Origin of the sequence: Streptomyces sp. NPDC088730, from assembly GCF_044751215.1 — a bacterium.
Taxonomy (GTDB): Bacteria; Actinomycetota; Actinomycetes; order Streptomycetales; family Streptomycetaceae; genus Streptomyces.
Genome location: NZ_JBIVLK010000003.1, coordinates 608,497 through 630,545, shown reverse-complemented (window position 1 = coordinate 630,545; position 22,049 = coordinate 608,497). Strand labels below are relative to the sequence as shown.

Genomic DNA, 22,049 nt, shown 5'->3' with positions numbered 1-22,049 from the left:
CCGGACCTCACTGCCCAGCCCGCCCACCCCCTAGGGAAGTCGCCACCGTGTCGCTCACGATCGGAATCGTCGGCCTGCCGAATGTCGGCAAGTCGACCCTGTTCAACGCCCTGACCAAGAACGACGTGCTGGCGGCCAACTACCCGTTCGCCACGATCGAGCCGAACGTCGGCGTCGTCGGCGTGCCCGACCCCCGCCTGAACAAGCTCGCGGAGATCTTCAGCTCCCAGAAGCTGCTCCCGGCGACGGTCGACTTCGTCGACATCGCGGGCATCGTGCGCGGCGCGAGCGAGGGGGAGGGCCTGGGCAACAAGTTCCTCGCGAACATCCGTGAGTCGGACGCGATCTGCCAGGTCATCCGTGCCTTCAAGGACGAGAACGTCGTCCACGTCGACGGCAAGGTCTCGCCCAAGGACGACATCGAGACGATCAACACCGAGCTGATCCTCGCCGACCTCCAGTCCGTCGAGAAGGCCGTCCCGCGCCTCACGAAGGAGGCCCGCCTCCAGAAGGAGAAGGTCGCCGTCCTGGCCGCCGTCGAGGAGGCCCAGAAGATCCTCGAAGCGGGCGACACCCTGTTCCACGCGGGCATCACGGCCTCCACCGAGAAGGGCCGCCTCCTCCACGAGCTGCACCTGCTCACCACGAAGCCGTTCCTCTACGTCTTCAACGTCGACGAGGACGAGCTGGTCGACGAGGACTTCAAGAACGAGCAGCGCGCCCTGGTGGCCCCGGCCGAGGCGATCTTCCTCAACGCCAAGATCGAGTCCGAGCTGATCGAGCTCGACGACGACGAGGCCCTGGAACTCCTCCAGTCGATGGGCCAGGAAGAGCCCGGCCTCGCCACCCTCGGCCGCGTCGGCTTCGACACCCTGGGCCTGCAGACCTACCTCACGGCAGGCCCGAAGGAAGCGCGCGCCTGGACGATCAAGAAGGGCGCCACGGCCCCCGAGGCGGCCGGTGTGATCCACACCGACTTCCAGAAGGGCTTCATCAAGGCGGAGATCATCTCCTTCGACGACCTGGTTGAAACGGGCTCGGTCGCCGAGGCCCGCGCCAAGGGCAAGGCCCGGATGGAAGGCAAGGACTACGTCATGCAGGACGGGGACGTGGTGGAGTTCCGCTTCAACAACTGAACTCCACCACGTCGCTGATGTGGTGGAGTTCAGCCCGAAAGTACAAGTGACTGATGGGGCCGGGACGAGTTCGTCCCGGCCCCATCAGGTGTCCCCGCAGTCGCGCCGCACGGAGAGCGATACAGGGGCCGCCTCGCTCTCGGCGCGAGAGGAGGCGTGGGTGGCCAACGTTTTCCAAAAGTGCAAGCAGAGTGTCCGGGATTCGAGCTATCCCTGTGAACGTCCAAGGTGCGGCAACGGGGATGCGATATCGGGAGTCATCGATGTTCGCGACCCCGCCGTCCTGCGACCGAACTCGGGTCGGCGGCAGCGGTGGCCTCGCGATCGCCCAGAGTCCGTCGGGAACGATCCATTCCCACCGTCCATACCTGGCACAATGACCAACTCGCCATGTAGGACACAGCCTTAAAGGCGGGTGACAGGATCGATCGCTCTCACTACGTGACCGTCCGTATGCCCTTCTCTGCAGCGCCAGACTGAAATGCCACGGAAATAGCCCACATGCAAACCTGTTCGGTGATTCTCGCAAACAGGCCAGACGATTCTGTAATGACTCATAACAAATTCCTGAACCCCTTCTGCCATGGTGCCCAAGATTTCTTCCCAATCTGGCATCGAGACTTCTACGGATTTAATCTTGACGACGCCGACCGGCCCGATGTCCGGGTCGCGCACATAGTCGATGTAGCAGTATTCCTCCCCAGTTGTCTTCTTGCCGGTCTCCTCTTCTGCTGACTTTTCAATGACCTGGAAAGCCGCCCTGGCCATCGAGAAGGTTCGCGAGGTCCAAAGTTCACAAAAGACCTCCTCCGAGATCTCGCCGGCTTCTCCGTACAGCTCGGACATCCATTCCAGAACTTCTTGCGGCAGATCGTCTCCCTCTCGCCATGCTGCTCGGAGCATCCTGTCTCGCCAGTCTGCAAAATTTGCCATACTCCGACACCTTTCGAAGGGAGCGACTCGATCGCATCGAGTCTCAGAAAACGTTGCGCCGCCAGGGGGAGCAGCGATTTTCGCGTCCTTCCCCCCAGCGGCGTACTCACGAGACGTCTTGGATCACTCTGCGAAGTCTCAGGTGAAAAGACCGTACACGTTCAGCGTCGGGTTCTTCACACATACTTTCTGCACGGTGAATTTTCCGCTGAATTCGACGTTGTCCGTCCAGTCGAACCAGAAGGTCATCCCCATGGCCCTGTACTTCCCGCGATCCGACTCCGGTCTGCCTCTCCCGTTCGGGACGCCCCAGGAGCCATGGAAGGTGTAGGTGCCCGACTCCAGGTGGCCGTAGCTCTGATTTTTTGCGGCGTTGTACAGCGGAAGGACGATGCTGTACACGAACTTCAACGATCCGTGCTTCTTCCAGATCGCCTTCAGTTTCACGTACCACGACAGACTGCACTTCGACTTCGATGAGGTGCAGTTCCGGCTGATTCCGAGGGTGTAATTCTTTGTCGACTTCGTCTGGTAGCGGTATTTCAGCTCGCCACTGGTGTCCGACTGACCGATCGGGTCGGCGGGGTAGATGTAGCTGCTGGTGTTGCCCCCGTACACCGGATCGGCCTGTAGAAAGCGGCCGGTGGCGGGATCGTACATTCGGACACCCATGAGGGTGTATCCGGCGAGGCCGTCCGTGGCGCGCTGGTAGGCGCCCAGGGATCCGTACTTCGCTGCGGCAGCGGTGGGATCGAGCGGATTGCCGTACTCGTCATAACGCTGGACGGTGGCGGTGGCGGTGTCCAGGTCCATCTGGACGGAGATGTCGCCGTGCAAGTTGGCCAGTTGGAGGACCACATCGCCGGTGGCACCGGTGATGGCGGCGAGACCGCCGGTGAGGTCCGAGACGTGGCGGCTCACGGCGGAAGTCGAGCCAGCGGTCGTGACCGTCCAGGAGGGAGTGTCACAGCCACAGCTGTAGTGGTTCACCGTGGTGCTCTTGGTCGACCAGGTCGTGCCACTGTCGCTGGTGGTCGCGGTAGCCGACGAGGCCAGGCGACCGGCGGCGTCCAGCCCCCAGGTGGTGCGGGTGTCTCCCGCGGTCTCGCTGGCGACCAGGTCATTGACGTAGTAGGCCAGGGTGTTGCCGTTCAGCTTGGTGGTGCGACCGAAGGCGTCGTACGTGTGGCCCTCAGAGCTGAGGCGGTTCGCCGTGTCGTACTGGTACGCCTTGGTGGAGGTGGTGGCGGTACCGTCCGCCCCGGCAAGGGTGGTGGTCAGCGAGGTGCGGTTGTCATCGGCGTCGAAGGCGTAGGCGCGCGAGGTCGTTGTGGTGCCGTTGTCGTCGTTGGCCAGGGCCAGACGCCCGGGGGCGTCGTACTCGTAGGCGGTGGACAGGGTCCCGCCGTCGGTCTGGGTGTGGCCGGCCTGCTTGCCGTGGATGGTGTAGGTCGCGGAGTCGGAGAGCACGGTGGTGCCTTCGGAGTCCGTGTAGGTCACAGAGGTCTGGCTGCCGGCTGTGTCGAACGTCCTGGCCAGGTTGTAACCGCCGGGAAGGGACTCACCCGTGAGTGCGCCGTCGGCGTCGTAGGAGACGGCCTTGGACGTCCCCGCGACCGAGTCGGTGACGGACAGCGCCTGGCCGGTTGTGTCGTCGTAGGTGTAGGACGTGGTGGAGGGCGCCGAGTCGGATGCCGTCACCGGGCGGTCGAGAATGTCATAGGCGTAGGAGGTGGTGTTGCCCACTCCGTCGCTGTAGGAGACTGTCCGGCCCAAGGCGTCGTACTCCGTGGTGGAGGTCTGCCCATTGGCGGTGGTGCTGGCGACTTGTCCGGTGGACTCGTCGTAAGTGATCGCGGTGGCCGGGGTACTTGTTCCAGCACCGCCGGTGACGGTCGTCTTGAGCGGACGCCCTGTCGGATCGGCCGTGGTGGTGGTGGTGCGGGTCACCCCGTTGGCGGTCTCGGACTCGGTGACGATCTGGCCCCACCGACCGTAGGTGTAGACGGTGGTGACGGCCTGATCCGGGCTGGACCCCCCGCCGGTGATGGTGGCGGCCGGAGTCGTCTTGCAGAGCAGGCCGTCCCACTCGACCGAGGCGCAGGTTCCTGTGGTGTCCGCGTCGTAGTAGGTGTACTTCAGCGTGCCCGCATCCGAGCCGGTCGATCCGGGAGTGCGGGTGCTCGCCACCCGGCCCGCGTCGTCGTAGACGGTGACCATGGAGGAGGACTCACCGCCGCCGGTGGTGGCCAACACTGCGCCCGTGGACCAGTCGTAGGTCGTGGTCGTGGTCTCGGCATCGGCATCGGTGGCGTAGCCGGCGATGACCGCACCCGTGGTGGAGGAGGTGACCTGGTCGGAGACCGCCGCGTCGGCGGGGGCACCCTGATCGTAGGTGTAGGCGGTGTGAGCGCGCGCCTGGACGACCGTGCCGGCGGCCAAGGTGGACTCACTGGTGGAGCCGGTAAGCTTCTCAGCCAAGGTGATCTGGTTCAGTGGACCGTACTCGTCCGTCAGGCGGGTGCCGTCGGCGGAGTACTCCACCACGGTTCCCAGCTGCTGTGCTCGTTCAGCGGTGGACAGATCGGTCAGGCCGAGGGCAGCCAGTTCTGCCTCCGCGTCGGGGGAGGTGCCCAGGGCGAGCGCCCGGTTGGCGGCGGTCAAGCTGGCAACCTCATTGCCGAGCAGGTCGTACTCGCTGGTGGTGATTGCACCACCAGGACTCACGCTATTGCTCTCCGATCCGTTCGCGTTGAGGTAGCTGATCGTGGCCCGGCCGTAGTCCCCGGCCTTCAGGGCGCTTCCTGTGTTGGAGGCCGGAACACTGGTGGCGGGGAAGATCGCGGTGGCATCGGTCGGAGCCTCGTCCTGGGCCCACGTCGCGACGGTGTCCGCGTCCATCGGATACGGAGCCGAAGCACCGGAAAGTGGCACATCGTAGACCACGGTGGTGGTCGCTTTGCCGGATACGGTGGACTTCGCGCCCTTGGCCAAAGCCGGGCGGGAGACCGACATGAGCATGCCCGTGCCGGCGGTCAGCGCGGATCCCGCCTTGCCGTAGGTGAAGGTCCAGGGCAGCTCACCGGGGCTGGTGAGAGTGATGACCCTGCCGTCGGCGTCGTAGCCGTAGTCCGTTTTCAGCGCAGGGCTGGTGCGGGGGTCCCATACCTGGCGGAGAATGCCGGACGCCGCATACGCGTAGGAGGCGACGGTCTCAGCAGTGGAGGTAGCGGCGCCGGGAGTGGTGGCCCACAGCTTGATCGCCTTGACCTGGCCCGTGTAGTCACCAAGCGTCGAGCCGGTGGCGGTGGTTGTGGAAGCGTAGACGTACTCCAGGATCCGGCAACCCTTGGTAGCGGGATCCGCTTGGCAGGTGGACGCCTTGACCGCACCGGTTGGGGAGATCACGTACCGGGGACGGGCGAGGGTCTTGCCGCTGGCGGTCACGGTCTCGGAGACGGTGGTGACTGTGGTGTCGTCGACCGCTGTGGCAGAGGAGGAGAGCGTCCAGGTCAGCGCCGCGCTCGCCACCCGTGTGAACACCGTGGTGTTGACCTCGGTGTCGGTGAGCGTGAACCTCGAGCCGCTGAGCGTGCCGGTGAGCGTCTTGCCCTCGGCCCCGGTCTGCGGAGCCCAGCTGCCGTCCGATTTTCTGGTGAAGGCAACAGTACTTCCGTCGGCGCTGAGCAGTTCCACCGAGGTGTCAGAGGTCTTACGTATCTGGGTGAAATCGCTTGCTTCGCTGGTGACGGACGAAGTCCAGCCAGGACCGAAGATGTCGGCCTGCCCCTCGGTATCCGTGTTGTTGGCGCGGGAAGAGTACGTGCGGCCTACGCTCGCGTCGAAGACCGAAGCGTCGGCGCCCGTCAGCGTGAAGTCACCTGTGAGCTCGTTGACCTCTCCAGGCCCGACAGTCGTGGTGAGCGCGGTGCCCGCATCACGGTCCAGCGTGGCTTCGACCGTCTGGGTGTAACCGGTAGTGGTGCCGTCCGTGAATGCGGCGCGCACTTCGATCACGCCGTCCTCCGCCAGTGTGGAGACTATGTTCCACACGAGCTTGGGGGCTTCTCCATTGGTTACCTTGACCGGCCAGCCGGTGACCGTGTCGCCGGATACGGTGACGTCGGCTATCGGCACGGTGTGCCAACCATCGGACTCACCACGGCGGTACTGCCAGGTCACCCCGGTGTAGGAGGCTTTGCCCTTGGCGGACAGGGGAAGGCGGCGAGCAGTGGCGTCCCCGTCGGACGGAGCTGTGACAGCTGATCCGTCGGCACCGACTCCGAAGCTGTAGGCGGTGGGTTCTCCTGGCGAGATGTTGCCGCCGGAGTCGACGGTCTTGGCGTAGAGAGTGTGCCAGCCGTTGTCAGGGGTGATGCTCACGGTCAGGGCGTCACCACCGGAACCATTGGTGGTGTCCAGCTTCTTGGTGGGCACCGCCTTGTTGTCCAGACCCCAGAAGTATCCGGCTCCGTCCGTCGATTCCGTATTCAGCGTGCAGTTCACCGCTGCATCGGACTTGGCCGACCAGCTGTTCACGGCGTACTTCTCACAGCTGATGGCGGGTGCGACAGGCTTGCCGGTGTTCAGCTGGAACGTGGTGTACCCCGACCAGGACCCATAGTCCGTACCGTCATGCGCCCGCGCACGGACCCGCAGGGCGGCACCGGCGGGAAAGTCCTTGTCCCCGGGCACCGTCAGAGTCGCGGTTGAACCGGAGGTCACGGCCGCCGAGGATCCGGTGTACGTGTACGTGGTGTTCGCTGCTGCCGGGTCGGGCGTGACCTCGAACTCGGCCTTGGTCTTGGACCCGTCCGAGTCCGTGACCTTCGCACTTAGCGTGGGGTTCAAGGACGTGACGTACCGCTTGCCGTTGTAGGCGTTGACCTGCGCCGGTGTGATGGCGTTCGAGGCCGGTACGGCCGGGTAGGAGTTGTACGTGACGGTGAGATGAGGTTCGCTGGAACCGTTGCCCGAGACGTAGTTCGCCGAACGGAACCGCCGCCAGGTGGTGGAATCCGTCTCACTGGTGCCCGCGACGCGAAAGCCGTAGTTGGCCGCACCGCCCGCCCAGGACTGCACGATGGCGTCGACGTCGAAGTTGACCGTGCCGGCGGGGCAGGACGAGTTCCATCCAAGAGCGGCCTTGTTCGTCACCGCCCCGGTTGCTGTGGTGGCCGGCTGCGCCGCCCAGGTGATTGCGGAGGACGACCAGTCAGCGGTGACCTGGCGCACCTGCGTGCCGGCCCCCGTGGTGGCACAGGTGGAGGAGTAGTCCGAGTACAGGGCAAGGTTGGTGTCGGTGATGTGCTTGCCCTTGAACGCAGTCACATCGAACTTGAGGTACGAGCGGGCTTTGGTCGTGCCCGCGTCGTAGGTGCCCGACTTCAGCTCCGTGGAGGAGACCTGCGAGTCGTTGTAGTTGGTCGCCACCCAGGTGTCTGTGGACGCCGCGAGGGTCGAGGTGGGATCCACAGTGACGGGGTACGTCAGATCCTTCTCGAAGTACTCGGGGTTCGGGGACAGCACCAGGGCCTGCGAGCCGTCCTCGGCCGTCTCGACGGTGGTCTTCACCTCGGCGAGGTGCTTCGACTCGCCCGAGCGCTCGTCCTTGGAGGAGTCCCACATCATGGGAGCCGGAGCCTCGGCCGCGAGCTTCCCGTCGCTGTCCTTCAGGAGCAGTCGGCCCGAACTGGCCTTCGACAGTTTCAGGCCCTTGGCCTCGATCGGAATCCTGTAACTCAGCGGCCCCGCGGGTGCCTTGCTCAGCAGGACGTTCTGGGCGAACCCCTGCGACAGAGCGGTGACGGTCAGTATCTGTCCGTCACCTATGTCGTACCGGGCGGTGTCGTCCTTCACCGTCGGAGTCGGGAGCTTTTCGTCCCAGCCCATCGCGAACGACTTCTCGCCGTCGGAAACCGACGCCAGCCGGGTGTCACCACCGTCGGAGACCAAGATGTCGGCAGCCGCCACATTCGGTTCCAGCGCGGCGCCGGTGTCCGAGAGCGACGTGTCGATGTCCTGCCACTGGCCGGAGTCATTCTTCTGCCGGACCGGCCCCGCATAGCCGGTGGTCTGCAACTCACCACTGGGCAATGCGTACGTGGTGGCCGTCTCTGTGCGCTCCGAGATCGCCTCGATCTTTCGCCCCTGGGCGCGCGCCATCAGCAAGGCGGCAGCTACAGAGTCCGCCGATGTCGCAGCCGCCTTGCCATCCTTCGAGCTGGCGGACACCAACTGCTCAGCACGTGGTGCGGCAAAGGAGGTCCCCGCTCCGAGTGAGACGAGGGCGGACTCAGCCGCGAGGACAGCAGCAACCCCGAGGGCTATGCGTCTCAGCATCGCCGGTGGCGATGCTGCCCCTCCCAGGCGGACTGTGCCGCCCCTGATCTTCTTCATCACGTTCCTTACGCAGATGTGGAGTGATCGTGATGCTCGCATGTGCACCGAGTGAAGAAGTCGCAGGAGGGTAGGAGCCCCTGTCTGACAAGGTGCTTCAGGAGCGGCGGCATATCGATTTTCTACAGATTTGGCATCTTGCATATCGTTACCAATAGGGATCTAGTGGCCCCCTGGCTTGCGAAGACTTACCCGAGCAGGCGTCGCCAAGATGTGATCATCGAAAGTCCCCCGCAGTTGGAAAGCTGCACCGGAAACGCACCGATCCCGGGCGGGCGTGGTGGCAGTGTGGGAAGTCGGAGCAGACAGCCGCCGATTACCCCTGGCGACGCCATCTTGGGCCTTCCAGGGCCGGGTGAAGGGCGCGCCGATCTCTGCCTTTGGCCCGTGCGCGAGTGGGACTGCACGTGCACCGTAAGGGGTGGTTTGGTCAGTTTATCCTTGCTTGTCTGGAGGAGAGGGAGCACGGTTTCGGGTGCTGGGCGAATCGGGGAGGACTGCGCTCGGTGGATGGTGGCTGAGGTGGTGAGGTCCCTGAGCGGAGCACGCTTCGAGCAGGACGGGTCGCTGACGCGGATGGCCGTGGGCTGGTGCGCCGCAGGGAGAGTGATGCAGCGGCCTGCCTCGCTCTCGGCACGAGCGGAGGAGGCATGGGTTGCCAGCGTTTTCCAGAAGTGCAAGCGGGATGTCCGGGCCCCGAGCTATCCCTGCGAACGTCCAAGGTGCGGCCACAGGTGGACGGTGCGATATCGGGAGCCGGGCGGCAGGCGGGGCCGGTAACGCGAGAAGTCGTTCTCTCGGAGGGGTGGGGCCGGACGGTGCGGACGCCTTCGTCGTCCACGTCGAGAACGACAAGAAGTCGGGCACCTTCCCGGACCCCGCTCGGGGAACCGTGCGCCTGCAGATCTGGGCACAGGACTGGGTCGAGCGCCGAGCCATCCGTGACACGACTCGCCGCAACTGCGAGGGCTTCATCCGCAACCACCTCGTGCCGCGCCTGGGACACAGGACTCTGGCCAGTCTGGCGCGCCGCGACTTCGAACAGTTCGCCAAGGGCCTGCACGGATCGGGTGGGGATCTGGCGGCTTCCACGGTCAACGATCGCATGCTCGTGGTGGCCGCCATGTTGGAGGCAGCCGTAGTCGACAAGCGGATCCCGGACAACCCCGCACGAGGGGTTCGGATATCCCGAGCGAGTCCGGTAGCAGCGGATGAAGACGAGATCCCGACGCCGACGGAGGTCGACCTCATTGCGGCACATATCTCGCCGCAATACCGGCTCGCGGTCTATCTGTAGGCGGGTACCGGCCAGCGCCCAAGCGAGGCCCTCGCCTTCTCCACCGAATGTCGACGGTCCGGATTCGTCAGGATCCGTTGGCAGGTCAGTGCCATGGCCCACCGTGCGGACTGCCGCACGGTCTTCGTGCCGCTTAAAAATCGGATGGAGGGTGAATATCGTGACGTCCCGACCGCCCTCTTTGTTGATCAGGAGATGGACGCTCACCTGTCGACATGGAAGCCGGTGCCCGTGATCTTCACCGGGCAGAGGGGCAAGCGGCGCAGGCTTAAAGCCTTCTTCTCCCCGCGTTCCCACGGCAAGAGCACGATGCCCACCGCGTTCACCTACGGCTACCACTTCAAAAAAGCGTGCCAGTCGGCGGGCCTGGACGGCGAGGCGGCATACAGTCCTGGCAGCCTGCGGAGCTTCTTCGCTCGACCGCCTTGGCCCACGGTGTCCCGATCCGCGAGGTGTCACGCTGGCTGGGCCACCGGTCGGTCAAGACCACGATCGACATCTACGGTCATCTGTTGCTGAGCGTCTGGGGCCGCTGTCGTACGGTCCTGCACAACGCGAGGCGGCCGGCACCCCTCCTTGAGGCGGGCTTAGCTGAGGCGCTGACCGGATCCGGCCTCAGCACCCAGGCGACGGGTCGAGGGGAGGCCGGTGAGGGGACTGAGCTGCACGGTGCTGGAATGGAACTCCCGTGCTGGGATGGTGCTGGGATGAGCACCCCAGAAGCCACGTTTTCGCAGCTGGGAGCCCTGCGTTAGACGTTCCGCTTCAACGTGTAATCGATTCCTTACTGAGGGTTATTCGGCCCGTCGAGTCCGCAGGTGACAAGGGGCCGGCTCTGTCGGGAGCCGGCCCCTTGCCGGTTCCCGTGCTGGATCGGTGCTGGATTTCCCGATGCTTCGCCACCTGTGCGCACCTGGGCGCCTTGCCCGGCAAGTGGTTCGAGCATCGGCTGGAAGACGGAGCCCTCTTCGTCGGGAACGTGCGGGAGGAAGCCGTCGGGGACGGTGCGGGCGGCAGTGGTGAGGAGGCGCTCCAGGACATCCTGCTCGGTGGCCGGGGGAAGGCGGAGGGCGGCGAGGAGACGGTCGCGGACGACGGGGTGGTCCGGGTGGTCGTCGAGGTAGTCGGAGCTGAGGGCCGCGGGCCGGAAGCCGGCCAGTGCGTCGTGCCAGGACGGGAGGGTGACGGCGAGGGTCAGGGCATCGGCGAGCGACTCGGCGATCAGGGAGGCCTGCCCCTCGGAGTCGGTGTAGAGGACGGGGCGGGGGCCGCCAGGGACGGCTGGGCCGCAGAGGTAGTGGGTGCCGCCCGCGTTGCAGCCGGCGACAGGCTCCACCAAGAGGCCGTTGGGGAGGGCGATCGGCTCGATCGGGTCGGTGCGGTCGAGGTCGAACTCGCCGTCGCGGGCCAGGTAGGCGGCGGCCTCGGGATGCGCGGCGACCCTGCGGAGCAGGGCGTTGTCCGAGAGGAGGGCCGGGTTGAGTGTCGCGGCGACCGCGGAGGTGAGGGGATGCCCGGCGAGGACGTGGCGGACGGCTTCGAGAGGGACGGGCCGCTCGTAGTAGTCCTCGAAGTAGGCCTGGACTGCCTCGGGGGAGCGGTCGGCGAGAAGGCGGAAGAGGAAACCGGAGCCGTCCGGGTCCTCGCTGCCGGGTGGGAAGTCGATGCCCGAGCCGACGCTCCAGACCGTGTCGCCGGTCTCCCGCCACAGGCAGGCGGTGACCCGAGGGGCGTCGACCCCCTCATCGCGGAAGGCGGGTTCGTCCAGGAGCGGGCGCAGTACGGCGGGCACTTCGTCGATGACCCCGGGCCAGACCTGCTCGTCGTCCGTTCCGTACGGGCTCATCGCCGACTCGTGGTCGAAGCCGCGGATGAGCACGCCTGCCGGGGTGAAGAGGACGGAGAAGTCGTCCCCCGAACCGTTCACCATCAAGGCAGCCTCCTCGCCGGGCCCCCAGGCGGCGTCGAAGGTGTAGTGGCAGTACCGCGGATCGTCGGCGATCGCGGCCTCCAGGACGGCCAACGCGCGCAGGTGGGAGCGGAGTTCGACCGGGGCGGGAAGGAGGGTGGCGATCGCGTGCACAGTGCTCATGGCGTCATGAAAGCAGTCACCACTGACAACCCCGCTGGTCCGGATACGAGTGCGGCGATGCCGAACCCGAGCCGGCCGCTTGCCGGCTCGGCCGGCCAGGATGCGCAGCGCCATGCCGCGAGGGATCTCGCGGTGTTCGGCCTGAGCCTCAGGCCGGAAGACGGCGCGGAACCCACTCATCACGCGCCGGCGTCTCTCTCATGACGTCCTTCATGGGAATGCCGGCTACCGGATTCGCCATGCGCTCGTCGATGATCCGGTTGATCTCGCGCTCTTCCCGCTCCTGGTACTCCCGCGGTACCTCGATGGACGCGACGGCTGCGACCTCCTTTCCCCGGCTCTTCTCGGCTTGCCTCGGCGCGTGATCACGGTGGGTACGTCATCACGGTCGGCCGCCTCACGGCCTCGGCCAGGTGCGCGCACGTCGCGGATGGTCTCTGGGGGCAACGGCTGCGTCATCGGCTCAAGGGGCGGCCTCCCGACGGCCCCGGCCGCGAGGTGCCTCTCCTCCCGCGCAGGGCGGCCAGCCCGCTTTCTCTACTACGCTTCCCGCGTGGACTCGGCCGCCGCTCGCACAGCACTCGCATCGACGGCTGGAGACGGCCGCGCGACGTGCGTCACGCCGCGGGCATCAGGGTGGGCGGCCCGCGCGACCGCCATGACATACCGGGAAGAAGAGCCTTGGCCCTCAAGAAGACAGACCTCTACAGCTCGCTCTGGAAGAGCTGCGACGAGTTGCGCGGCGGGATGGACGCCGGCCAGTACAAGGACTACATCCTGACGCTGCTCTTCGTGAAGTACGTCTCCGACAAGGCCAAGGCCGACCCCGACAGCCTCATCGACGTCCCGCCCGGCGGCTCCTTCGACGACATGGTCGCCGCCAAGGGCGACAAGGAGATCGGCGATCGGTTCAACAAGATCATCTACCGGCTCGCCGAGGCGAACGACCTGCGCAACATCATCGACCTCGCCGACTTCAACGACGAGGAGAAGCTCGGCAAGGGCAAAGAGATCCAGGACCGGCTGTCCAAGCTGGTCACGATCTTCAGCGACCTTGACTTCCGAGGCTCCCGAGCCGAGGGCGATGATCTCCTCGGCGATGCCTACGAGTACCTCATGCGCCACTTCGCCACGGAGTCCGGCAAGAGCAAGGGCCAGTTCTACACCCCCGCCGAGGTGTCCCGTGTGCTGGCCAAGGTGGTCGGCATCACCAAGGAAACCCGCCAGGACCAGACGGTCTACGACCCGACCTGTGGCTCCGGCTCGCTTCTCCTGAAGGTCGCTGCCGAGACATCACGCGGCATCACGATCTACGGCCAGGAGAAGGACAACGCCACGTGGGCGCTGTCCAAGATGAACATGATCCTGCACGGGAACGAGGACGCCGAGATCCTCAAGGGCGACACGATCACCAGCCCTCAGTTCACCAACGGCAGGGCGCTCCAGACGTTCGACTTCGCCGTGGCCAACCCGCCGTTCTCGATCAAGTCCTGGAGCAACGGCCTGGAGCAGGAGTACGGCCGCTTCGAGTACGGCCGGCCGCCGGAGAAGAACGGTGACTACGCCTTCCTGCTGCACATCCTCAAGTCACTCAGGAGCACGGGCAAGGCGGCGGTCATCCTCCCGCACGGAGTGCTCTTCCGCGGCAACGCCGAAGCCGACATCCGCCGGCGCCTGCTGATGCAGGGGTTCGTCAAGGGCGTCATCGGCCTCCCCGCGAACCTCTTCTACGGAACCGGCATCCCCGCCTGCATCATCGTCCTGGACAAGGAGAACGCGGCCGGCCGTACCGGCGTCTTCATGATCGACGCCTCCAAGGGCTTCATCAAGGACGGCAACAAGAACCGCCTCCGCAGCCAGGACATCCACAAGATCGTCGACGTCTTCACCAAGCAGACCGAAATCGACCGCTACTCGCGGATGGTCCCGCTGTCGGAGATCGCCGACCCGAAGAACGACTACAACCTCAACATCCCCCGCTACATCGACTCCTCAGAGCCCGAGGACATCCAGGACCTCCACGCCCATCTCCACGGCGGGATCCCCGACCGCGATCTGGACGCACTCAGCGGCTACTGGGACGCCTTCCCGCAGTTGCGCGGCCAGCTGTTCCAGCCCAACCGGCCCGGCTACAGCGACCTGACCATCGATGTCAGCCAGGTCCAGCAGGCAGTCCTCGACTCTCCTGAGTTCCAGAAGTTCACCCAGGAGGCCCGGGACCTCACCACGGAGTGGTTCGACGCCCATCGCGAGCAGCTCGAAGGGATCGACGAGACCACCCGGCCGAACGACCTCGTCGCCGCCCTCGGCGACGACCTGCTGGCCCGCTTCAAACCGGTGCCGTTGCTGGATGAGTACTACGTCTACGAACAGCTCATGACGTACTGGCACGACGTCATGCACGACGACGTCTTCATGGTCATGAACGACGGCTGGCTCGAAGCCGTCAAGCCGCGCAAGGTCGCGGTGGACAAGGACCGGAAGCTTTCCGAGACCCCGGACCTCGTGGTGGGTACAGGGCGCGGTGCTGAGAAGTACAAGATGGACCTTCTCCCGCCGGAGCTGATCGTCGAGCGCTACTTCGCCAAGGAACGCCCCGGCGTCGATGAGCTCACGTCGGTATGGGAGGAGGCGAGCCGCCCGGTCGAGGAGTACGTCGAGGAGCACGCCGTCGAGGACGGCCTCCTGGCGGAGGCGATGGACGACGAAAAGATCAACAAGGCACTCGCCTCGGCCCGACTGAAGAAGGCGCGGCACGAGGGCACGGACGCGGCCGAGGTGGCGGCCCTGTCGCACCTGATCAAGCTCTACAACGCGGAGGCCGTGGCCAAGAAGGCTGCCAGGGAAGCGGAAGCCGCGCTCGGCCTCGCCACGCTGAAGAGGTACGGCGATCTCACCGAGGGGGAGGTGCGCGTGCTTGTGCTGGAAGCCAAGTGGCGGTCCACGGTCACCGCCCGCGTCGTCTCCGAAACCGAGGCGCTGACGTTCGCCCTGGTGGTTCGTATCAGGGAACTGGGAGAGCGCTACGTCGAAACAGTCGAAACCATCGCTGCTGAACTGGAGAAGCTGGAAGCCAAGTTGAATGGCCGTCTTGCGGCGATGGGGGTTCAGTGATCGTGGCTGGCACGGCTGAGGCATGGGGGAAATCCTCGGTAGGAGATGAGTTCCACGTACAGCTGGGGAAGCGCCTGGATGCTGCCGTTAATCGTGGAGAGCTGAAGCGGTGCATTAATAACCGGGGAGTGCGGTGGGGGCACATCCTGACGACGGAAGCTGTGCTTGCACCGCTGACCGAGGCGGATATTCGAGATCTGCGCCTTGTTTCCGGAGACATTCTCGTCTGCGAGGGGGGTGAAATTGGTCGATCCAGTGTATGGAAGAACAACCTTCCTGAAGCCTATTTCTTGAACACTCTTCACCGCCTCCGGTCGAAAGGGCGGTACGAGCCGCTGCTGCTGGTCAGCGTGCTGGAGCATATGGTCAAAACCGGAGAGCTTTCTGCTCTGGTGGGGAAGTCGAGTCTTGCCCATCTGACGAAGGAAAACCTGCTCCGCGTCCAGATTCCTCTCCCGCCGCCGCCTGAGCAGAAAGAGGTTGTCGCGGCCCTGTCCGCGGCCGATCAGGTGATCTCTGGTCTGGAGCGTCTGATCGCCAAGAAAAAGGCGATCAAGAAAGGGCTCCTGCACCAGCTGCTGACCGGAGAAACGCGTCTCCCCGGTTTTTCTGCGCCATGGCGCTCCCTCAGGCTCGGTGAAGCTGCCCAGTTCAGTAAGGGGGCCGGCCTCCCCAAGTCTGACATCAGGGCCAACGGGAACACGTCGTGCATCCACTACGGCGAATTGTTCACTCATTATGGTGCCGAGATCGAAACGGTGACGAGCAGGACGGACAAGGTGAATCCGGGTGTCCGGTCGCGGACCCTCGATGTGCTGATGCCGACGTCGGACGTAACTCCGAGGGGACTCGCGAAGGCGAGTTCGATCCACCCCTCCGGTGTGATCCTCGGTGGTGACATCCTGATCATTCGTGCTGACCTTCAGCAAATCTACGGACCATTTCTGGCGCATGCGATTCGGAGGGACGCGAATCAAATCCTCCAACTCGTACGTGGTTCAACGGTCTTCCATATCTACGCGGCGGACATGAAGAGCTTTCTCCTCCGCGTGCCCGGCGTGGAGGAGCAGCGCGCCATCTGCGCGGTGCTCCGCGACAGTGAGCGCGAGATTCAGCGACTTGAGAACCGGCTGGCCAAGGCGCGTGCCGTAAAGGTCGGGATGATGCAGGAGCTCCTCACGGGGCGGACGCGTCTGCTCGCCGAGGGGGGACCGGCCGAGGGGGAAGAAGCCGTATGAGTGACGTCGGACAGGTCGAGCGCAAGGCTCAGAACCGGGTCGTGGGGTTGTTCAGGGAGCAGCTGGGCTACCGCTACCTCGGCAGCTGGGAGCGCCGCGCAGGTAACTCGAATGTCGACGTCGAGCTGCTTGAGTCGAGCCTCCGCGCCCGCGGCTACGACAGCACTCTCGTCGGCAAGGCGATTGACCAGGTCAAGAAGGCCGCCGCGCTCAGTAGCGGCCGTGACTTGTTCGAAGCGAACCGCGCCGTTTACGAGCTGCTGCGTTACGGGGCCAAGGTCAGGCGGGGCGTCGGCGAGCCGTACCAGACGATCTGGCTCATCGACTGGAAGGATCCGCAGGCCAACGACTTCGTCGTCGTCGAGGAGGTGACGATCGTCGGGCAGCAGACCAAGCGGCCCGACATCGTGCTCTACGTCAACGGCCTGGCTCTGGTGACCCTGGAACTCAAGCGTTCCCGGGTGGCCGTGAGCGAGGGCATCCGGCAGACCATCGGCAATCAGAAGGCCCAGTTCATCCGGTCGTTCTTCTCCACGGTCCAGCTCATGCTCGCGGGCAACGACGTGGAGGGTCTGCGCTACGGCGTCATCGAGACGCCCGAGAGGTACTGGTTGCAGTGGAAGGAGCCCTCGGACGTCGAGGAGCCGCTGGACCGTGCGCTGCTCCAGATGTGCGGCAAGGAGCGGCTCCTTGAGCTGATCCATGACTTCACCGTCTTCGACTCCGGTGTCCGCAAGGCGTGCCGTCACAACCAGTACTTCGGCGTCAAGGAGGCGCAGAAACGTATCGCGCGTCGTGAGGGCGGGATCATCTGGCACACCCAGGGCTCGGGGAAGTGGCTCACGATGGTGTGGCTGGCGAAGTGGATCCGGGAGAATCAGGAGGATCCGCGAGTCCTGCTGATCACCGATCGCACCGAGCTGGACGAGCAGATCGAGAAGGTCTTCAACGGCGTCAACGAGCATATCCATCGCGCCCATAGTGGCGTGGACCTCCTGGACACCCTGAACAAGTCCACCGAGTGGCTCATCTGCTCCCTCGTCCACAAGTTCGGCCGCTCGGGGAGTGGTGCGGACGGGGGCCGGGCGGCCGGCGAGTTCATCAGGGAGCTCAGGGCCAGGATTCCGAAGGGCTTCAGAACCAAGGGCAACCTCTTCGTCTTCGTTGACGAGGCCCACCGCACCCAGTCTGGCAAGATGCACGAGGCGATGAAGGAGCTGCTGCCGGGCGCCATGTTCATCGGGTTCACGGGAACGCCGTTGCTCAAGGCGGACAAGGCCACCAGCATGGAGACCTTCGGGTCGTTCATCCACACGTACAAGTTCGACGAGGCCGTCGAGGACGGTGTGGTACTGGATCTGCGCTACGAGCCCCGCTCCATCGACCAGCACCTGACGTCGCCGGCGCAGGTGGACAAGTGGTTCGAGGCCAAGACCAGAGGCATGACCGGCCTGTCCAAGGCTGAGCTGAAGAAGCGCTGGGGGACGATGCAGAAGGTCGCCTCCTCAGAGCCCCGGGCGAAGCAGATCGTGCAGGACATCCTCATCGACATGGAGACCAGGCCCCGGCTCCTGGACGGGCGGGGCAACGCCATGCTCGTGGGGGAGAGCATCTACCAGGCGTGCAAGTTCTACGAGCTGTTCAGCAACGCGGGCTTCCGGGGGAAGTGCGCCATCGTCACCAGCTACGCCCCGAGCCCCGGCGACATCTCCAAGGAGGACTCCGGCGCGGGCCAGACGGAGAAGCTCCGGCAGTACGACATCTACCGGAGGATGCTGGCCGACCACTTCGGAGAGTCCGAAGACGCCGCCATGACGAAGGTCGAGCAGTTCGAGAACGAGGTCAAGCGGCAGTTCGTCGAGGAGCCGGGCCGCATGCGCCTGCTCATCGTGGTCGACAAGCTCCTGACCGGGTTCGACGCCCCGAGCGCCACGTATCTCTACATCGACAAGAAGATGAGTAACCACGGCCTGTTCCAGGCGATCTGCCGGGTCAACCGACTCGACGGGGACGACAAGGAATTCGGCGGGATCGTCGACTACCGGGACCTGTTCAACTCCCTCCAGGACACCATCACCGACTACACCTCCGGCGCCCTCGACGGGTACGAGCCGCAGGACATCGAGGGCCTGCTGGCCGACCGGATCGGCAAGGGGCGGGAGGCCCTCGACGAAGCGCTGGAGCGAATTCGTGCGCTCTGCGAGGTGGTCGCGCCGCCACGGAACACGCTCCAGTACCAGCAGTACTTCTGCGCGGCGGAGCCGGGCAACGCCGCGCAGATCAAGGCCAACGAGCCCAAGCGGGTCGAGCTCTACAAGGCCGTGGCGGCGGTCACGCGGGCCTTCGCCAACCTGGCCAACGACATGGAGGCCGCCGAGTACACGAGCCGGGAAGCCGAGGACATCCGAGCCGAGATCCGGCACTACACCGCGGTCCGCGACGAAGTGAAGCTCGGAGCCGGCGAGGACGTCGACTTCAAGCAGTACGAGGCCGGGATGCGGTTCCTCCTGGACACCTACATCCAGGCAGACGCGTCCGAGACCCTGTCCGGCTTCGAGGCGACCGGCCTCGTCCAGCTCATCGCCGAGCTCGGTGCCGGAGCCCTCGACAGGCTGCCGAAGGGAATCCGGAACAGTCCTGAAGCGGTGGCCGAGACGGTCGCCAACAATATGCGCAAGCTGATCGTCGAAGAGCACGCGACGAACCCGAAGTACTTCGACAGGATGTCGGAGCTGCTCGACGCCATCATCGAGGAACGGCGCAAGGGTGCGATCGAGTACCAGGACTACCTCGCCAGGCTGCTGGAGACCGCCGCGCAGCTCGGCGGAGGAGATTCGGGCGACGCCCGCACGCACCCGGACTGGGCCACCGACGGGGCGAAGCGCGCGCTGGTCGACTTCTTCCTCCCGGATGAGAGTCTGGCCGTCGAGGCCGATACGACGGTGCTCCATTCCAAGCCGCACGCGTGGGTGGGCAACCCGTTGAGGGAGCGCAAGGTCCGCAACGCGCTCAAGCGAGCACTTCCCGATGGCTTCGATCGGCTTGATGAGCTCTTCGAACTGGTGAAAGCACGACATGAGTACCGCTAGCGCCCACTTCGCTGTCCGGGACATCGATGTCCACGTGGTCTACAAGGACATCAAGAACCTGCACATCGGGGTCTACCCGCCCCTGGGGCGCGTCCGGGTGGCTGCCCCCCAGCGGCTGGATGACGATCAGGTCCGGCTGGCCGTCATCCAGCGGTTGCCGTGGATCAGGCGTCAGCAGGATCAGCTGCGCTCGGCGCAACGTCAGTCGGTACGCGAGATGGTCAGCGGCGAGTCCCACTACGTCTGGGGTGTGCGGCGTCGTCTGAAGGTCATCGAGCGGCCGGGCCGCCCGCATGTGGAAATCGACGGCGATCGGATGCTGCTGTACGTGCCGAGCGGTACGACCGAGGAGCGCCGCCGTGACCTGCTCGACCAGTGGTGCCGCGAACAACTCCGTCGGGCGGTCCCCGCGCTCATCGAACGCTGGGAGTTGAAGCTGGGGGTTTCGGTGCCGTGGTGGGGCATCCGACGGATGAAGACCAAGTGGGGCTCCTGCAACCGGGAGACAGGCCGCCTGTGGTTCAACTCCGAACTGGCCAAGAAGCATCCGGAGTGCCTTGAGTACGTCGTCGTGCACGAGATGGTCCACTACCTCGAACGAGGGCACGGCTCGCGCTTCGCCGGGCTGATGGACCGCTTCCTGCCGGACTGGCGCGGCCGCCGCGATGGGCTGAACGCCGCGCCGCTCTCCGAGGAGGAGTGGCCGGAGCGCTGAGCGGTTGCGCCGGCATGCTCCGGCCGGCGGGGGCGTGCGCAGCACCGGTGCCCTGTTCGTTCCAGCCGGTCACAGGAGGCCCGCATCCGGGTGGGGGCGACGGAGCCTGGTCCGCGACTGCCGTTTCGCCCTCGCGCGTCGCCGGAAGCGAGGCATTTATGTGTGAATAGATGCTTTTCGGGCTATTCGTTCTCCATGAGTGATCTCGATGACGCCGACAGGTCCGACTTCGAGGACGCCGACCGAGGCTTCGTCGCCGCCCTCTCTCCCGCGGTCGTCCGGATGGACGACGGCCGGGTGATCTGGGACGGCGAGGCGTACGCGTTCCTCGACGGCGACTGCCCCGCCAGCGCTCACCCGAGCCTCTGGCGGCAGAGCCGGCTGTGCCGCAAGCAGGGCCTGTTCGAGGTGACCGAGGGGATCTACCAGGTCCGCAACCTGGACCTGTCGAACATGACGCTGGTCGAGGGCGACACCGGGGTCGTCGTCATCGACCCGTTGATCTCCGCCGAGACCGCGGCCGCCGCGCTCGCGCTGTACCGCGAGCACCGCGGTGACCGCCAGGTCACCGGGCTGATCTACACCCACTCGCACGGTGACCACTTCGGCGGATCCCGCGGTGTGCTGCCGCACGGCCACGCCCCCGTGCCGGTGATCGCCCCGGCCGGGTTCCTGGAACACGCGGTCGCGGAGAACGTCTACGCCGGCGGCGCGATGACCCGGCGCGCGGTCTACATGTACGGCGCCGAACTGGAAAAGGGCCCCGCCGGCCAGATCGGCGCCGGGCTGGGCATGACGACGTCCAAGGGGACGATCACCCTCGTGCCGCCGACCGTGGACATCACCCGCACCGGTCAGGAGGAGACCGTCGACGGTGTGCGGATCGTGTTCCAGATGACGCCGGACACCGAGGCGCCCTCGGAGATGAACTTCTACTTCCCCGACCGGCGAGCCCTGTGCATGGCGGAGAACGCCACCCACACCATGCACAACATCCTGACCCTGCGCGGCGCGGTGGTCCGTGACACCCGCATCTGGGCCCACTACCTGGACGAGACGATCACGCTCTTCGGTGACCGGGCCGAAGTCGCCTTCGCCTCCCACCACTGGCCCACCTGGGGCCGGGACCGCATCGTCGAGCACCTGGCCGGCCAGCGGGACATGTGGGCGTACCTGCACGACCAGACCCTGCGCATGACCAACCAGGGACTCACCGGCCCGGAGATCGCCGAGCGGATGGAACTTCCCCCGGCGATCGCGAAGCGGTGGGCGAACCGCGGTTACTACGGTTCGGTCAGCCACAACGTCAAGGCCATCTACCAGCGCTACATGGGCTGGTTCGACGGCAACCCCGCCCACCTGTGGGAGCACCCGCCCGTCGAGCAGGCCAGGCGGTTCGCCGCCGACTACGGGGGCGTACCCGCGCTGATCGCCAAGGGCGAGCAGTACGCCGCCTCCGGGGACCTCCGGTTCGCCGCGACACTGCTGGGGCACGCGGTCTTCGCCGCCCCCGAGGACTCGATCGCCAAGCAGGCGCTGGCCGCGGTGTACGAGAAGCTCGGCTTCGGCGCGGAGAACGGCACCTGGCGCAACTTCTACCTGATGGGCGCCCAGGAACTGCGCGGCTCCATCGCGCACACCGCACTGGAGACCACCAACCCCGAGATGGCGATGGCCCTCACCGTCGACATGCTCATCGACTCGCTGGCCATCCGCGTCGACGGCCCGCGGGCGTGGGACGAGAAGCTCACCATGACCTGGAACGTCACCGACGAGGGCCGCACCTGGCACCTCCTGCTCTCCAACGGGGCCCTCACCTACCGCAGCACAGAGACCGCCCCGGAGACGAACGCGCCGGACCCGGCCGCCGGGCTGACCCTGACCCTGACCAAGCCCCAACTGCTCGCGGTCCTGGCCGGCAAGGGCCTGGACGACGTGCGCGTCCAGGGCGACCCGCGGGCGTTCGCGACCCTCGTCGGCCTGCTCGACACCCCCGACCCCGACTTCGCCATCGTCACGCCCTGACCACCGGCACG

Annotated in this window: 10 protein-coding genes and 1 pseudogene; 7 read left to right on the top strand and 4 right to left on the bottom strand. The window is 65.7% G+C overall.

The window, feature by feature from the left end; translation table 11 throughout:
* Positions 1-47 precede the first annotated feature (47 nt).
* Positions 48-1,136, top strand: coding sequence for a redox-regulated ATPase YchF (gene ychF / locus ACIP89_RS14650; RefSeq protein WP_401929565.1), 1,089 nt, complete (start codon positions 48-50; stop codon positions 1,134-1,136).
* A 405-nt stretch (positions 1,137-1,541) separates the two neighbouring features.
* Here ychF and ACIP89_RS14645 read toward each other — a convergent pair whose 3' ends face one another.
* On the bottom strand, positions 1,542-2,069 hold the full coding sequence (locus tag ACIP89_RS14645; protein ID WP_401920910.1) for a hypothetical protein: 528 nt from the start codon (positions 2,067-2,069) through the stop codon (positions 1,542-1,544).
* Between the two features lie 138 nt (positions 2,070-2,207).
* The gene (locus ACIP89_RS14640) at positions 2,208-8,234 is read right to left on the bottom strand and encodes a DNRLRE domain-containing protein (protein ID WP_402115222.1); all 6,027 of its coding nucleotides are present in this window, start codon (positions 8,232-8,234) and stop codon (positions 2,208-2,210) included.
* 1,039 nt (positions 8,235-9,273) lie between these two features.
* On the opposite strand from ACIP89_RS14640, the gene ACIP89_RS14635 reads away from it, so the two are divergent.
* Entirely contained in the window at positions 9,274-9,765 is a 492-nt protein-coding gene (locus tag ACIP89_RS14635) for a hypothetical protein (RefSeq protein WP_402115124.1), read from the top strand.
* Between the two features lie 784 nt (positions 9,766-10,549).
* On the opposite strand, the gene ACIP89_RS14630 is transcribed toward ACIP89_RS14635, so the two are convergent.
* Entirely contained in the window at positions 10,550-11,857 is a 1,308-nt protein-coding gene (locus ACIP89_RS14630) for a hypothetical protein (protein ID WP_402115121.1), read from the bottom strand.
* A gap of 148 nt (positions 11,858-12,005) precedes the next feature.
* Positions 12,006-12,316 (bottom strand): annotated as a pseudogene (locus ACIP89_RS14625) (prevent-host-death protein).
* A 222-nt stretch (positions 12,317-12,538) separates the two neighbouring features.
* Between ACIP89_RS14625 and ACIP89_RS14620 the strand changes: the two are divergent.
* The 5 genes from ACIP89_RS14620 to ACIP89_RS14600 all read left to right on the top strand — a co-directional run bounded on the left by ACIP89_RS14620 (position 12,539) and on the right by ACIP89_RS14600 (position 22,038).
* Positions 12,539-14,971, top strand: a complete 2,433-nt coding sequence (locus ACIP89_RS14620; RefSeq protein WP_402115118.1) for a type I restriction-modification system subunit M — start codon at positions 12,539-12,541, stop codon at positions 14,969-14,971.
* 161 nt (positions 14,972-15,132) lie between these two features.
* Complete coding sequence (locus ACIP89_RS14615) at positions 15,133-16,209, top strand: restriction endonuclease subunit S (protein WP_402115116.1); 1,077 nt, start codon at positions 15,133-15,135, stop codon at positions 16,207-16,209.
* Positions 16,206-19,298 (top strand): type I restriction endonuclease subunit R, encoded by a 3,093-nt coding sequence (locus ACIP89_RS14610; RefSeq protein ID WP_402115113.1) that lies wholly within the window; start codon positions 16,206-16,208, stop codon positions 19,296-19,298. The genes ACIP89_RS14615 and ACIP89_RS14610 overlap by 4 nt, the downstream gene beginning before the upstream one ends.
* On the top strand, positions 19,285-20,013 hold the full coding sequence (locus tag ACIP89_RS14605; RefSeq protein ID WP_401920900.1) for a M48 family metallopeptidase: 729 nt from the start codon (positions 19,285-19,287) through the stop codon (positions 20,011-20,013). Before ACIP89_RS14610 ends, ACIP89_RS14605 begins: the two co-directional genes overlap by 14 nt.
* Before the next feature lie 195 nt (positions 20,014-20,208).
* Complete coding sequence (locus tag ACIP89_RS14600) at positions 20,209-22,038, top strand: alkyl/aryl-sulfatase (protein WP_402115111.1); 1,830 nt, start codon at positions 20,209-20,211, stop codon at positions 22,036-22,038.
* Positions 22,039-22,049: the final 11 nt, after the last annotated feature.